Below are 14,734 nucleotides of genomic sequence, written 5' to 3'. Positions count from 1 at the left end.
CGAGCCATGGATGAGTTCCGGAAATCGGTGGTACCAAAAACAAAGGGCCGGCGTGATGCCGGCCCCGAATGCTTTATCTCAGGTGCGCCAGGCGGCAACCGCCTGCGGTTTCAAAATAGTCTCGCCGAGCAACGGATCCGCACCTGCTGGCAGCGCCCAGTCCTCGGTTCCGTAGTTGAAGGCGAAGACGAGGTCGCCACGGCGACGGATACGGATGAAGTCGGGCACGCGCAGCGTCGCAACGCCTGCCTTCTTCGTTGCCAGTTCCAGCACCTCGGCCAACAGCCCGGAGTCCGCCCAGCAGGCAAGATAGAGCACATTGCCCTTCTCGGTGAGAGCCGGATCGCCGTTGTCGAAGGTCGCGAGCACCGAGGCCGAGGTCTCCAGATATTCGCGCCAGCGGATCGCATGACCCGAAGCCGCACCGGAAACGCCATCCGAAAGACCCGGACGCATGGAGGAGACCTGAATGATGCGATTGCCCGTGAGTGCGCCCAGCGGACCCGGCGGCAGGTTTTCCGGAATGCGGAAATTGCGGTCGCGCGAACCCGTGCGCGCACCGATCACCAGGACACCCCCAGCCTTCTCAAGCTCGGCGCGTGCCGCTTCAGTGACTTCCGTCATGCAGGGCACGACGACCAGTGGATAACCCTCAAGCGAAGCGCCCGGACGGACGAAATCGACATTGAGGCCGAGATGGCGCAGCGCCTCATACCAGCGGAAGCAGAGTTCCTCGTAACGGAAATCCTTGCCCTGCGGCTGGATCATCGTCGACCAGTAGCTCTGATAGTCGAAGACCAGAGCGACCGGCGCCTGGCCCGTTTCGGGAAGGGCACCGAGGGCCACCAGCTCGTCCGACACCTGCATGGCTTCCTTGCCGCCGGGCGACCATTCGTCGAGACCGGGAAGGTTGAGACCCGCATGCATCTGCTCCTGCGCAAATGGTGCCTGGCGCCAGCGGAAATAGCTAACGACATCGGCCCCATGCGCCAGAGCCTCCCAAGTCCAGAGCCGAACCATGCCGGGCTTCGGAACAGGGTTCCACGGCGCCCAGTTCACCGGACCCGGCTGCTGCTCCATCACCCAGAACCGTCCCTTGCCGACGGCGCGGTAGAGATCGTGGTGATAGGGTGCGATATCAGGATGCGAGGTTTCCGCCCAGCGATTGCGCTCTTCTTCGGTGAAGGGGAACTTCTCGACGAAGCCGATCGGATAGCTGTCCCAGGAGGCCAGATCGAGATTGTCGCCCACCTTGAAGTGGTCGAAATCGGAGACGAAGCCCATGAAGTTATGGGTGACCCAACGGCCCGGCGAATGCTTGCGAATGATCTCGCACTGCATCTTGTCATAGGCCGCGACCTGATCAGAATGGAAACGCCAGAAGTCGAGACGCGTCGCCGGGTTCGGCTCCGTCACCGTCAGGTTCGGCAGGACCACGTCGTCGAAGCTCGAAAGCTCCATCGACCAGAAGACCGAACCCCAGGCCTCGTTGAGCTGATCGGTCGACTGGTAGCGCAGCCGCAGCCAGCGCTTGAAGCTCTTCAGATCTTCAGGACCCCAGGAAACCGTCGTATCGTGACAGCCATATTCATTGTCCGTCTGCCAGCCGACAATGCCGGGGTGCTCGCCATAGCGCTTGGCGACCACCTCGACGATGCGCGCGCTTTCCTTCCACCAGGTTTCCGAGGAGAAGGTGTAGTGACGGCGCGACCCGAAGCCGCGCGGGCGGCCCTGTTCATCATAGGGAATGATATCGGGGCATTCGTCCACCAGCCACTTGGGCGGTGTCGCGGTCGGCGTACCGAGCACGACCTTCAGGCCCGCTTCATGCAGCACGTCGATCGCCCGATCGAGCCATTCGAACGTGAAATCACCGCGCGAGGGCTCCAGACGAGACCAGGCGAATTCACCGATACGCACGAAGGAAATGCCGAGTTCGCGCATCCGGCGCGCGTCGGTTTGCCACCGGCTTTCGTCCCAGTGTTCCGGATAGTAGCAGACGCCCAGCATTATCGTGTCAGATCCCCATTGATGACGGCCTTGCCGTCCTTGTCGAACAGATGGCAGGCCTTGGCATTGATGCCGAGGCGCAGCGTCTGGCCGGGCTTCTCGCTGGCCAAGCCATCGGCCTTCACCGCAAGCTCCGAGCCATCGGCAAGCGTGACGAAGAACAGCGTCTCAGACCCCAGATATTCGGCAAGCTTGACGGTCGCTTCGATGACAACATCGCCTTTGCCGGTCGCATCGATATGCTCGGGACGCAGGCCGAAGGTCATCTCGCCCGCGGGAACGCTCGCCCCATGCGTCGGGATCGAAATATCGGCCCCAGGCAGGCGGACCACGGCAGCCCCCTCAGCCGCAGAGACCTGCACCTTCAGGAAGTTCATCTTCGGCGAGCCGATGAAGCCGGCAACGAAGAGATTGTTCGGGCGATGATAGAGTTCGAGCGGCGAACCGACCTGCTCGATCTTGCCGGCGGACAGCACCACGATCTTGTCGGCCATGGTCATGGCTTCGACCTGGTCATGCGTGACGTAGATCATCGTCGCCTTGAGATCCTGATGCAGCTTGGAAAGCTCCGTGCGCATCTGGACGCGAAGGGCTGCATCGAGGTTGGAGAGCGGCTCGTCGAACAGGAAGACTTCCGGATTGCGCACGATGGCGCGACCGATGGCGACGCGCTGACGCTGACCACCCGAGAGTTGGCCGGGCTTGCGATCGAGAAGCGGCTCCAGTTGCAAGAGCTTGGCGGCAACAGCCGTGCGCTCCGCAATCATGGCCTTCGAATGACCGGTCATCTTGAGGCCAAAGCCGATGTTTTCCGAGACCGTCATATGCGGATAGAGGGCATAAGACTGGAAGACCATGGCCACACCCCGTTCGGAGGGACCGATGCTGGTCATGTCTTTGCCGCCGATCGCAAGCGAACCCTCGGTGATGTCCTCGAGACCGGCGATCATCCGCAGAAGCGTGGACTTGCCACAGCCGGACGGACCGACGAACACGCAGAACTCGCCGTCCTTCACGTCGAGATCGACGCCCTTGATGACGCTCAAGGCGCCGAATTGTTTCTTGACGCCGCGCAGGCTCACGTCAGCCATGGGTATTGCCTCCCTTTGAAGGAATGAGTTCGAGGAGCAAAGCGCTTTCGGGCCGCAGCATCGGCAGCGGCAGGCCGGACAGGCCGGCATTGGTGAGATCGAAGTTTATCGCGCCTGACAGAAGCCTCTTCTGCCCCTCGGAAATGCGGATGAATTCCGGTTCGACCGGAAGGATCTGCGAGATGCTCCACCGCCCGCCGATCTGCGTCACGCTCTCGGGCAGCTTGAGCGGTGCCGGCTGTTCGCCCACCATCTGCGGCCCTTGCGCGACGATAACGACGATACGCTCGGCGCTTGCCGCACCCCAGACATACCGTCCGTCGAGCGGCTCCAGCCGGAACGAAGCGCCAGGCGCATGGAAGAGCCCGCGAAGTCGCTTGTAGGTCTCGATATAGACCTTCAGTTCATCGCGTTCTTCGTCCGAAAGCTCCAGCGGATTGAGCTCGACACCGAGGTGGTAGGCAAGCGCCACGAGCGCCCGGAAGGACAGGCTGTGACGGCGGCCCGTCTGATGGTTCGGCGATGCGGAGATATGGGATCCCAAGATCTCCGGCGGCACGAAGACGGTTGCGCCGCGCTGAATTTCCAGCCGCTCCAGAGCGTCGGTGCAATCCGAGGTCCACACACGATGCGTGCGGGCGAGCGCGCCGTAATCGATACGACCGCCACCGGATGCACAGCTTTCGATTTCGACGTCGGGATGAGCGGCACGAATCCGGTCCATCAGCGCATAGACGGCGCGGGTCTGGGTTGATGTCTTCGCCTTGCCGTCGCGACCGGCCGCATGCGTCAGATCGCGGTTCATGTCCCACTTGATGTAGGAAACGGCATGATTGGAGAGCACGGCATCGATCTTGCCGAAGAGATAGTCAGAGACTTCGGGACGGGTCAGATCCAGCACCAGTTGGGTGCGCGATTCCAGGATCGGACGACCCTCGATCGTCAGCGCCCAGTCGGGATGCGCCTTGTAGAGCTCGGAAACCGGGTTCACCATCTCAGGTTCGAACCAGATGCCGAACTGCATGCCAAGACCGGTCACATGATCGACCAGCGGCTTCAGGCCATCGGGGTATTTGCGCGCATCGATATCCCAGTCGCCAAGGCTCGTGGTGTCGTTGTCGCGCTTGCCGAACCAGCCGTCATCCAGCACGAAGCGCTCGATGCCAAGCTCGGCAGCAGCCGTCGCCTGGGCTTTCAGCGAGTCCATCTGGTGGTCGAAGTAATTGCCTTCCCAGGTGTTTAGCGTCACCGGGCGCGGGCTCATGGTGCCACCGGGCCAGGTGGTCAGCTCTTCGCGCACGAAGGCGTGGAAGTCTTCGCTATCGGCACCGACATAGGCCGTCGGGCTTTCATAGCTTTCGCCCGGTGCGAGGATCATCTCGCCCGGTTCGAACAGCTCACCGAGATGCACGAGGCGCCGTCCGTCATCAGTCCGGTCGATCACCATCTGGTGGTTGCCGCTGAAGCCCAGCGTCACGCCGAAGATCTGGGTCTCGCTCTCGATGAACAGCATCGGGAAGCGGTCATGCGAGGTGCGGCCACGACGATTTTCCTGAATCCAGGTGCCATTGCCGAGCAATTCGCGCCGCGTCTGGAATTCGCGACCCCAGATGCCGGTGAAGCTCATCACCTGCACATTGCCGGCAGGTGCCAGGAAGGTCGCCGCCATGCAGCGATCCAGCTGATACTCCGCGTCGCCGAGATTGCTTAACTCCGTCGCCATCGAGATCAGGCCTGACACATGCGCGGTGAGCGTGATGGCAATGCCGAGCCTGGCGACCGAATCGACAGCTTTCAGCACCGTCTGATTGCCGTCGCGAAGGACCGTCCAGCCGCCGAACTGCGCCACGAAGTCACGGCCCCCGCGGTGACCTGCAATCGCCGGCCAGCCGAAGAAGCCCATGCCGCCCGCCGGCAGGAGCACATTCGAGGGCACGGCGATATCCATGCCGTTGACCCGGCTGGAACGCTCGATTTCGAACAGGGGGTCGGGTTCAACAGGTTCCGAGCCGAAAGACAGGATTTCCGGCATGCCGAGTTCCGGCAGGCGCAGGCTCAGCGCCAGCTGGCCCGAATCGATGATGACGATTTCGCTCATCCTTTGGTCGCTCCGAGTGTGAGGCCAGCGATGAAGTGGCGCTGCATGAGGAAGAACATCGCGACCGGCGGCAGGGCCGCAACAATCGATCCGGCAGATACGAGATGCCAGGCGGCAACCCACTGGCCGTTCAGCGAATAAAGGCCGGCGGTCACTGGCATGGCATGCTGACCCTGCACGAGAACCGTCGCCCAGAAGTAGTCGTTCCAGACGAAGGTGAAGATGAGGACAGAGAGCGCGGCGATCGCCGGGCGCATCAGCGGCAGCACGATGTAGCGGAAAATCCGCCATTCCGAGACACCCTCGACGCGGGCCGATTCAATGAGTGCGAAGGGCAGTCCCTTGATGAAATTGCGCATGAAGAGCGTGCAGAACCCGGTCTGAAACGCGACATGGAAGAGCACGAGGCCCATGGTCGTGTCGTAGAGACCTGCCCTCAGCGTCATGTCACGCACCGGAACCATCAGGATCTGGAACGGGATGAAGTTGCCGGCAACGAACATGAAGAACAGGACGAGATTGCCCTTGAACTTGTAGACGGCGAGCGCAAAGCCGGTGAGGCAGGAGAGCGCCACGGCGCCGATCACCGTCGGGATCGTTACCTTGAACGAGTTCAGGATGTAATAACCGATCGGCGAATTGTTGAAGACGGCTGAATAGTTCTCGAAACCGGCAAAACCCGAGGGAACGCCGAAATAGTTGCCGGCGGCAAGGTCGCTCGCAGGGCGCACCGAGGTAATGGCGACGCCGATCAGCGGGAGGAGCCAGAGGAAGAGCGCGACCGGCAGCAGGATCTTGTAGGCCATCTGCGCAAACGGCGAGGCCTTCTGTATCGGAGTGGGGAACATCAGGCGTTCCTTTCCTGAGCGAGCATGCGGACGATGAAGAGCGAGATGAAAACCATCATGATCAGGAACAGCACGACTGCGATCGATGCGCCGTAACCCATACGGAACCCGTATTCGGAGAGCGCCTGCTCATACATGAAGTAGGAGAGGACGGAGCTTGAACCGTAAGGACCGCCAGCCGTCATGATCGACACGAGGTCGAAAGAGCGCAGCGAGCCGATCACGGTGACGACCATCGCGATGAAGGTCGCAGGTGCCAGCTGCGGCAGGATCACATACCAGAGCAGCTTCAGCCCCTTGGCACCGTCCATGCGGGCGGCTTCAACCTGCTCCGGATTGATGTTGTTGAGACCCGTCAGGTACAGGATCATGCAATAGGCTGTCTGCGGCCAGAGCCCGGCAATGATGATGCCGTAAGTCACGTAGCGCTCGTCGGCGAGCACTGCGATCTGCTCGCCGAACAGCATTTCCGTCAGCTTCGAGAACAGGCCGAAATCAGGCGCATAGAACCAGGTGAACATCAGCCCGACGACGACCTGGCTGATGACGAAAGGGAAGAAGAACAGCGACTTGTAAAGCCGGATGCCGGTGACCGTCTGGTTGAGGAAGAGTGCTGCCGCAAGGCCCGCCGGAATCGACAGGAGATAGAGCACCAGCCAGATCAGGTTGTTGTAGAGCGACGTGTAAAAGGTGTCGTCGTCGATCAGTTCGACATAGTTGCCGAAGCCGATCCAGGTCATGGCACCCAGACCGTCCCAGTCGTGGAAACTGATCCAGATCGATTCAAAGATCGGCACAAGCACATAGACCAGGAACATCAGGAGGCCCGGCGCCAGAAAGAGAAACGGCGCCAGTGTCTGCTGGTTGCGCTTCCAGAAGCCGGAAGTCGACGGAACGGTGTTGCGCATGGCGGCACCTCTGAGAAAACGGGGAGAGGCAACCGGATGCCACGGCCAAGAAGACCACAGCATCCGGCGCAGGGAGCTCTAAGGCTTACTTGTAGACGCGGGCGCGGATCTTCTCCAACCGCTCCAGGATCTTGTCCAGGTTGTCGGGCTTGACCATGAACTCCTGGAAGCCTTCCATGCCGGCCTTTGCCATTTCGGCATTCGCGTCACGGTCATAGAACTGCGCGAGTGCGTGGGCGTTGGACAACATTTCGAAGCCGGCCTTGAGGAACGGATCCGCCGGCTTTTCGGCCTTGTTGTTGACCGGCAGCTGACCGAGCGTCGCGTTCATCTTCGTCTGGGCTTCCGGCGAAGCGAGGTAGGCGAGGAACTTCTTCGCATCTTCCTTGTTCTTCGCGCCCGACGGGATGTGGAAGGTATCGGTCGGAGCCTCTTCGGACATCGGAATACCGGCGGTGATTTCCGGGAACTGCAAGAAGCCGATCTGCTCTTCCTTCAAGCCGCCGTCCTTCATGGTGGCAACGGCGAAGTTGCCCATCAGATACATGGCGGCCTTGCCCTGAACCATCTGCGGGATGGCATCCTGCCAGTCGATCGCGGCGTGGTTCTCGTTGAAGTAACCGGCCTTGACCAGCTCGCCCCACTTTTCGAACACGGCCTTCACGCGCGGATCCGTATAGGGAACCTTGCCGGAGGTGAGCTCCATGTGGAACTCGTAGCCATTGACGCGCAGATCGAGATAATCGAACCAGCCGCCGGTCGGCCACAGAGCCTTGGTGCCGATCGTGATCGGGGTGACGCCGGCAGCCTTCAGCTTTTCGCAAGCCGCCAGGAATTCGGCCCAGGTCTTCGGCGGGGTGATGCCCTGTTCGGCGAAGATGTCCTTACGATAGTAGATGCCCCACTGGTAGTAGGTGTAGGGGACGCCCCACTTCTTGCCGTCGATGGTCATCGAGGCGGACGCGGACTTCAGCTGGTCGTTCAGGCCATTGGCTTCCCAGACATCCGAGACGTCTTCGAACAGACCGGCCTTGACGAAGGGCTCCATGCGGTTGCCGGCATACCAGGCGGCGACATCGGGCGCGTCGGCAGTCAGGAAGTTGCGGATGGCGGACTTGTAGCCTTCGTGGTCGAAGTTGTTCCACTTGACCGTGATATCAGGATTGGCCTTCTGGAAATCGGCGATCAGCTCTTCCATCGCCTTCTTCGGCGCCGGATCGGAATGGTCGGAATTGAGCACGATTTCACCGGCAAACGCGGTGGACGACAGAAGGGCAGCACCCAGAGCAAGGCTGCTCAGGCTTTTGAAAAAGGTCATGTTTTCCTCCCTATGACCGTGATGCATGGCATGTGCGGAGCTTGCGCGCGGGATCCCACCCGAGCAGAATTCTCAGCTCGGCTTGATCATCCTCCCCAAACCCGTAATATTCTACCGAGTTTTGGCAGAACTTTTCCGGGATCCTAAGATTGGAACAACTGAAGCCTCTATTGTTAGATGAATCCGTTCCGGTGCATCCGGAACATGACCCACGACACCCGCTTGTCATCTTCGGAGATCATCGATTTTGCGCCGGCGAATGCCTGACGGTCCACCGCATGGCAGGCCCTCACATGCACAGCCAGGTTGAACTCAATTTCGTGCTGTCCGGCCAAATGACCTACTGGTTCGACGGTCGCGAGTTGACCGTCGACGAGGGGCGCCTCTGCCTGTTCTGGGGCATGATACCCCACCAGGTGATCGATCGCCGCGAAGAGACAACCTTCATCTGCCTCTACATCCCGATGTCGGTCTTTCTCGGCCTTGCCAATCTCGAGCGGTTTCGGGACGCCGTCTTCCGCGGCGCAATGATCGAGGCGCTGGAACTGAGGCCTTATGACAGGGATATCTTCATGCGGTGGCGCGATGAACTTTTGTCGGGTGACAAAGGTCTCGCAGAAATCGTCCGCAACGAACTCACCGCGCGCGTTCTCAGGATCGAGCGCGACGGCTGGCGCGACCTGCGCGAAGAAGGTTCCGCCATAGCAAGCTTCAATGCCAGCGAAAGCGAGCGCTTCGATCACATCGAACGCATGCTTCGCTACGTCGCCGAACATGCGCTGGAAGACATTTCCGCAGAAGACGTCGGTCGGTCCGTAAACCTGCATCCGAACTACGCGATGTCGATCTTCAAGCGTGCCGTCGGCCATACGATCAATCAGGCGATTGTGCGCCATCGCCTCGACACCGCGCAATCACTGCTGATCTCGACGGATCTTTCGATCACCGACGTGTCTTTCGAAAGCGGCTTCGGTTCGGTGTCCCGCTTTTACGAGGCATTTAGCGGCCGCTTCATGGAAAAGCCGACCGCGTTTCGCCGCCGGATGCGGTCCAAGGGCCTGCCTCCGGCCTGAGTGCGAACTTTCTAGCGGGCCGCGATTTCAGACAATCGCGGCATCGGAACACCCGGGCACCATTGCTGGAACCCGATGATGCGGCGGACGATCTTTTCCGCATGATTTCCTGCGATATCACGCAGGCGATGGTCGAGATAGGGATTGAGAAAACGCTGCAGTGTCGTCTCGACATAGACTTCGGCTTCCTCGCCGAGGTGGTGGACCCGGAAACCAGGCACCACCTCGTCACGGTATATGCGTTCAAGATCGGAACGGATCGCGCTATCCGCAAGAATATCCTTCACACATTCGGCCTCGGGCCGCCCTTCTCTCTGCCAGCGATCGGCAAGAACGGTGTGACCAAGATTGAGGATATGCAGCTTAAGCCTTTCATAGGGCGTCAGATCCTCAACGACCTTGATGGAGGGATGTTCGCAGGGAAGTGTGAGCCCCGGCTGACGCTCGATCGCCCATATTGCATAGGGTTCAGCGATCGCCCCTGCCGGCTCGATCGGCTCCGAGACGATGCGATCGACCAGGGTGTTGCCCCAGATGACACGATCCGACAGCCAGGACTGGAAGTTCACATCGGCAACATGTCGGTTTGCAAGGTCCAAGATCACCCGTTGTAGAACCTCGCCATTCCGCGAGATCAGCTCGCATGGCAGAATGGTGAGCGATGCGCCGCCGCTGCGGAAGCGTGCATGAAGAAGCGCCAGAAGCTTCATGGGAAACGATCGCGGCACGCCATCGAGGCTGTCACCGTCGACGAGGGCATAGCCCTTGTCTCCGGTATTGCTGATCACGACCCTCGCCTCCTCGACGAAGACACGGGCTACTTCAGCCCAGTCGCTGGCGGTTGAGAGAGACCTGGTGACCGATCGCACACGCAGCTCGCGCTCGATGGCCATGCCATCCTCAAGGCCCCGGATGATAACGGGAAAGCCGGTTGCAGCAGACAAGGCACCAATCCGACCGGCGCGCGCGGGATCGCCGCTCGTTTGGACCACGGTAATCGATCCAAGCGCCTTTCCCACCTCCAGGGCTTCACTGACGAAGAGATCGGCATGGGCCTGAAGGAACCGACTGGTACCGAATTGCAGGATGGGTGTCGTCATGGCTCAGGCGGTCTCCTGGATGGATTGTAGCAATGTCTCGCGCGCCGATTTCAGATGCTGACGGCACGCCCTCTCGATTGATGAGGGATCGCGCGAAAAGAGAGCACGGATGTAATCGAGATGCTCTTCGAGCGCGCGCTGGTTGCGCGCACGCGCATTCGTCTTGTTCCACTGATAGTGGTAGTGAAAGACGATGGCGATAATGTCGTAGAAATCGATGATGAAGCGGTTGCTTGATGCCTTCTGGACCAGCAGGTGGAAGCGCTCATCGAGTTCGGAAAAGTCCGTGTAGCGGTTGTCGATGTCGCCCAGCAGCGCATGATGTTGCGCTTCGACTTCCCTCAATTCTTCCCAGGCCGGATGCTCTTCTGCCAGCTTGACGAAGCTCATTGCCGACCGAAGCTCGAACATCTCGCGCACTTCTGTAAGTTCGAGCGCGAACTCCCGTGTGAAACCCTTCAGCACCCAATGACTGTTGGGACGCTTTTCGATCAACCCGAACCGGCTGAAGCGAATGAGGAATTCTCGCACACTGGTGGTACCGATGCCAATCTCGCGCGCGAGTTCCAGCTCGTTGATCTGCATACCCGGCTGCGCACCACCGGCGAGGATACGGCGCATGAAGCTTCGCTCGATGATATCGGACAGGGAATTTGTCTCTTCATCGGGAAAGTAATCTCCGACAACTGGTCGCCGCAGGACCGTTTTTGAACGCTTGTCCCAAGCGACCAACCCAACTTCGCCGAGGCGGGTCAAGACCGCGCGCACGGTCGTGCGACTGACGCTCAGCATACCGCAAAGCTCCGCCTCCGAGGGAAGCGCATCCGTTTCCTCGATCAGTTTCAGCGTACGGTTATAGGCGTCTTTGAAGACGGTATTCTGCTTGGCCATGGATCTGCCTAGTTGATGGAAGGCGGCATTTGAAACATTCGCCTCTTGGCCGAAGTCGCGGCCGCGTGCAACGAAAACCGCCGAATGTGGCGGCCGTCCTCCCTTTGTCTCGGGCCTCAGTTCCTCCTGCTCCGTGCTGGAGCAAATTGTTCTTTATCGATATCATACCCATTGACGGGAAACTGTCTATTGCCGATAAAAGACAAAACACAGGATCCGGTATCGCCGGACACATGGGAGAAACATCGGGTGTCGAAACCAGCCTGCATCCTGCTCTCGCAGGACGACAATGTTGCCGTGACCACAGTTGCCATCGAAGCTGGCCATATTCTGCCGGGCGGTGCACCGGCAGCAACGAAGATTGATCCTGGCCACAAGGTGGCGGTCCGCGCAATCCGCCAGGGCGAGCCGGTCGTTAAATATGCCCAGGCCATTGGCCGCGCGACCATAGACATCGCAGCTGGTGAGCACGTCCATTCCCACAATCTCGCCTTCGATGAAGATCGCCTTTCTGTGAGTGGCCTCGCCCAGCCGGAAGCCGCAACGACTGCTGACAAGACCCGCACCTTCATGGGCTATCGCCGCGCCGATGGGCGTGCGGCGACCCGCAACTACATCGGCATCATCGCCAGCGTGAACTGCTCCACCACGGTCTGTCGCGCCATCGCAGATGCGGCAAACCGGACGATCCTGCCGCATTACGAGGGTATCGACGGCTTTGTCCCGATCGTCCACGACCAGGGCTGCGGCATGAGCTCGACCGGCGACGGCATGCGCACACTGCACCGAACGATAGCCGGCTACACGAGACACGTGAATTTCGGCGGCGTGCTGATGGTGGGGCTCGGCTGCGAAGTGAACCAGCTGACGCTCTACGGTCAGAGCGGCACCGGCGCGTCGAAGCGTCACTTCAACATCCAGGACGCCGGCGGCTCGCGTCGTGCGGTTGAAAATGCCCTGTCGATCCTGAAGGAGATCGCAGCGGAAGTCGGCACGATGCGCCGGGAACCGATCTCCGTCAGCGAGATCATCGTCGGCCTGCAATGTGGCGGTTCGGATGGCCTGTCCGGCATCACCGCCAATCCGGCGCTCGGCGTTGCCGTCGATATCCTGGCCGGTGCCGGTGGTACGGCCATCCTCTCCGAAACCTCGGAGATCTACGGCGCCGAACACCTCCTGCGTAGCCGTGCGGTCAACGAGGAGGTCGCGGTCAAGCTGGACGGGCTGATCTCCTGGTGGGAGGCCTATGTTGCCCAGCACGGCGCCTCGCTCGACAACAATCCTTCACCCGGCAACAAGAAGGGTGGCCTTACCACCATTCTCGAAAAGTCGCTCGGCGCCGTCGCAAAGGGCGGACGCTCGCCGCTCACTGCCGTCTACAACTACGCCGAACGCGTCACCGAACACGGCCTCGTTTTCATGGACACGCCCGGCTACGACCCGGTCTCGGCGACAGGCCAGGTGGCCGGCGGCGCCAACGTGATTGCCTTCACCACGGGCCGCGGCTCTTGCTTCGGTTCACGCCCCGTGCCCTCGATCAAGCTGACGAGCAATACCGCGCTCTACCAGTCCATGGAGGAAGACATGGATATCGACTGCGGCGTCATTGCCACGGGCGATGCCACCGTCTCAGGCCTCGGCCGTGACATCTTCGACCTGATCATCGAGACCGCTTCGGGTCAAAAGACCAAGAGCGAGCTCTTCGGCTACGGAGACAATGAATTCGTGCCATGGCACCTCGGTGCCACGCTCTGACCTCGACAACAGGGATCCGGATATCAGCATGAAGACGAGACGCATCGGCAAAACCGCCCTCGAAGTGACCGAATACTCCTTCGGCACGGCACCGCTTGGTGGCCTCTACCGCCCCTGCCCCCGCGATGTCGGCATCGCCACGCTGCAGACGGCCTGGGATCACGGAATCCGCTATTTCGACACGGCGCCGCATTACGGTTTCGGTCAGGCGGAACGCTATGTCGGTGACTTCCTGCGCGACAAGCCGGAGGACAGCTATGTGCTCTCAACCAAGGTCGGTCGCCTGCTGGCGCCCGTGCCGAAGGACCAGATCCCGAATGTCGGCTTCGTCGATCCGCTCCCCTTCAAGCTGGTCTACGACTACAGCTATGACGGCATCATGCGTTCGGTCGACTTCAGCTATGCACGCCTTGGCCTGAACCGCATCGACATCCTCTATGTCCACGATATCGGCGTCTATACCCACGGGCGCGAAGTCAACGACCGTTATGTGAAGCAGTTGCGCGACGGCGGCTACAAGGCTCTCGACCAGCTGAAATCCTCGGGCGCGATCAAGGCCTTCGGCCTTGGCGTCAACGAAGTGCCAGCATGCTTGGAGATGATGGCCGATATCAACATCGACGTCATTCTGATGGCCGGCCGCTATTCGCTCCTCGATCGCTCTGCCGTCGAGGAACTTCTCCCGCTGTGCGAAAAACGCGGCACCTCGATCACTGCAGGCGGCGTCTTCAACTCCGGAATCCTGGCAACAGGCGCCGTCCCGGGCGCGCATTTCGACTACACACCGGCCACGGAAGAGATTCTGGAAAAGGTCCGGGCCATGGAAGCGCTTGCCGCCCAGGCCGGCAAGCCGCTCGCACAGTTTGCTCTGCAGTTCCCGCTCCACCATCCGGCAGTTGCCTCCGTCATCATCGGCACAGCGAAACCCGAAAGCCTGGACCGGAACATGGCCCTGACAACCGAAGAATTGCCGGCTTCCGCCTTCACCCCGTTTGACGCCCACACGCTCGTCGCACCACCGCTCGGCGATGCGCCGGTACGGGAATAGGAGAACGCCATGCTGAAAGGCATCCATCCCCTGCTTGGTCCCGATCTGCTGCACGCCATTGCCACAATGGGACACGGAGACGAGATCGTCATTGCCGATGGCAACTTCCCGGCCTCAACCATCGGTCCGCCGGTCATCCGTGCCGATGGCGTCGGCGCTGTGGAAGTCCTTGAAGCGATCCTGGCTCACATGCCGCTCGACCAGTTCGTGGAAGATGCGGCCTGGCGCATGCAGGTCGTCGGCGACCCGCATGCTGTCCCCGAAATCTGCACCGAATTCCAGTCGCTGATCACGCGGTTGGCCGGCGATTTCAGGCTCGAAAGTCTCGAACGCTTCGCCTTTTACGAACGCGCGCAGACAGCCGCCTATATCGTCGCAACGACAGAATTGAGGATCTACGGCAACGTTATCCTGAAGAAGGGCGTCGTCTACCCGGAGGAAGTGCACAGGGTGTGAGCTGCGCGCGAAAGCCTTGATTTTCAGGGCCTGAGGGGTTCGGAGGAGCCGTCTTTTGCCCCTTGCATTCTCCAGATTGCTGGAGTAGCGTGCCTCGATAAAATGTTTTTTATCGATAAAGATCGACCTGGTTGCGTA

The 14,734-nt window shown here is 60.5% G+C and carries 12 protein-coding genes; 4 read left to right on the top strand and 8 right to left on the bottom strand.

Annotated elements, in window-relative coordinates; genetic code table 11:
• Positions 1-78 precede the first annotated feature (78 nt).
• From DFO46_RS18140 to DFO46_RS18115, 6 genes are all read right to left on the bottom strand, one after another.
• Positions 79-2,010 (bottom strand): beta-galactosidase, encoded by a 1,932-nt coding sequence (locus DFO46_RS18140; protein ID WP_120278461.1) that lies wholly within the window; start codon positions 2,008-2,010, stop codon positions 79-81.
• On the bottom strand, positions 2,010-3,101 hold the full coding sequence (ugpC, locus tag DFO46_RS18135; protein WP_120278460.1) for a sn-glycerol-3-phosphate ABC transporter ATP-binding protein UgpC: 1,092 nt from the start codon (positions 3,099-3,101) through the stop codon (positions 2,010-2,012). Before ugpC ends, DFO46_RS18140 begins: the two co-directional genes overlap by 1 nt.
• Entirely contained in the window at positions 3,094-5,199 is a 2,106-nt protein-coding gene (locus DFO46_RS18130) for an alpha-galactosidase (RefSeq protein ID WP_120278459.1), read from the bottom strand. The genes ugpC and DFO46_RS18130 overlap by 8 nt, the downstream gene beginning before the upstream one ends.
• Positions 5,196-6,047 carry a carbohydrate ABC transporter permease gene (locus DFO46_RS18125; protein WP_120278458.1) on the bottom strand — a complete coding sequence of 284 codons (852 nt, stop codon included), beginning with the start codon at positions 6,045-6,047 and terminating at the stop codon, positions 5,196-5,198. Before DFO46_RS18125 ends, DFO46_RS18130 begins: the two co-directional genes overlap by 4 nt.
• Positions 6,047-6,955 carry a sugar ABC transporter permease gene (locus DFO46_RS18120; protein ID WP_183041950.1) on the bottom strand — a complete coding sequence of 303 codons (909 nt, stop codon included), beginning with the start codon at positions 6,953-6,955 and terminating at the stop codon, positions 6,047-6,049. Before DFO46_RS18120 ends, DFO46_RS18125 begins: the two co-directional genes overlap by 1 nt.
• Positions 6,956-7,040: 85 nt before the next feature.
• Complete coding sequence (locus tag DFO46_RS18115; protein WP_120278457.1) at positions 7,041-8,273, bottom strand: extracellular solute-binding protein; 1,233 nt, start codon at positions 8,271-8,273, stop codon at positions 7,041-7,043.
• A 149-nt stretch (positions 8,274-8,422) separates the two neighbouring features.
• Here DFO46_RS18115 and DFO46_RS18110 point away from each other — a divergent pair, with 149 nt between their 5' ends.
• Complete coding sequence (locus tag DFO46_RS18110; RefSeq protein WP_120278456.1) at positions 8,423-9,346, top strand: helix-turn-helix domain-containing protein; 924 nt, start codon at positions 8,423-8,425, stop codon at positions 9,344-9,346.
• Between the two features lie 11 nt (positions 9,347-9,357).
• Here the strand turns inward: DFO46_RS18110 and DFO46_RS18105 are convergent, their stop codons facing one another.
• Both DFO46_RS18105 and DFO46_RS18100 read right to left on the bottom strand, forming a co-directional pair.
• Entirely contained in the window at positions 9,358-10,446 is a 1,089-nt protein-coding gene (locus tag DFO46_RS18105) for a mannitol dehydrogenase family protein (RefSeq protein WP_120278455.1), read from the bottom strand.
• 3 nt (positions 10,447-10,449) lie between these two features.
• A complete protein-coding gene (locus DFO46_RS18100) occupies positions 10,450-11,337 on the bottom strand; it encodes a GntR family transcriptional regulator (protein ID WP_120278454.1) in 888 nt (295 codons plus the stop codon).
• Positions 11,338-11,586: 249 nt separating this feature from the next.
• Between DFO46_RS18100 and DFO46_RS18095 the strand changes: the two genes are divergently transcribed.
• From DFO46_RS18095 to DFO46_RS18085, 3 genes are read left to right on the top strand one after another with little or no spacing between them, the layout of a single operon-like run.
• Positions 11,587-13,092, top strand: coding sequence for an altronate dehydratase family protein (locus tag DFO46_RS18095; RefSeq protein ID WP_110791235.1), 1,506 nt, complete (start codon positions 11,587-11,589; stop codon positions 13,090-13,092).
• 28 nt (positions 13,093-13,120) lie between these two features.
• Positions 13,121-14,140: an aldo/keto reductase gene (locus DFO46_RS18090; RefSeq protein ID WP_110791460.1), complete on the top strand. Its 1,020-nt coding sequence runs from the start codon at positions 13,121-13,123 to the stop codon at positions 14,138-14,140.
• A 9-nt stretch (positions 14,141-14,149) separates the two neighbouring features.
• The gene (locus DFO46_RS18085; protein WP_110791236.1) at positions 14,150-14,596 is read left to right on the top strand and encodes an RbsD/FucU domain-containing protein; all 447 of its coding nucleotides are present in this window, start codon (positions 14,150-14,152) and stop codon (positions 14,594-14,596) included.
• Positions 14,597-14,734: the final 138 nt, after the last annotated feature.

It is taken from the genome of Rhizobium sp. AG855, from assembly GCF_003610655.1.
Classification (GTDB): domain Bacteria; phylum Pseudomonadota; class Alphaproteobacteria; order Rhizobiales; family Rhizobiaceae; genus Allorhizobium; species Allorhizobium wuzhouense.
This window is presented reverse-complemented; position numbering and strand designations above follow the sequence as displayed.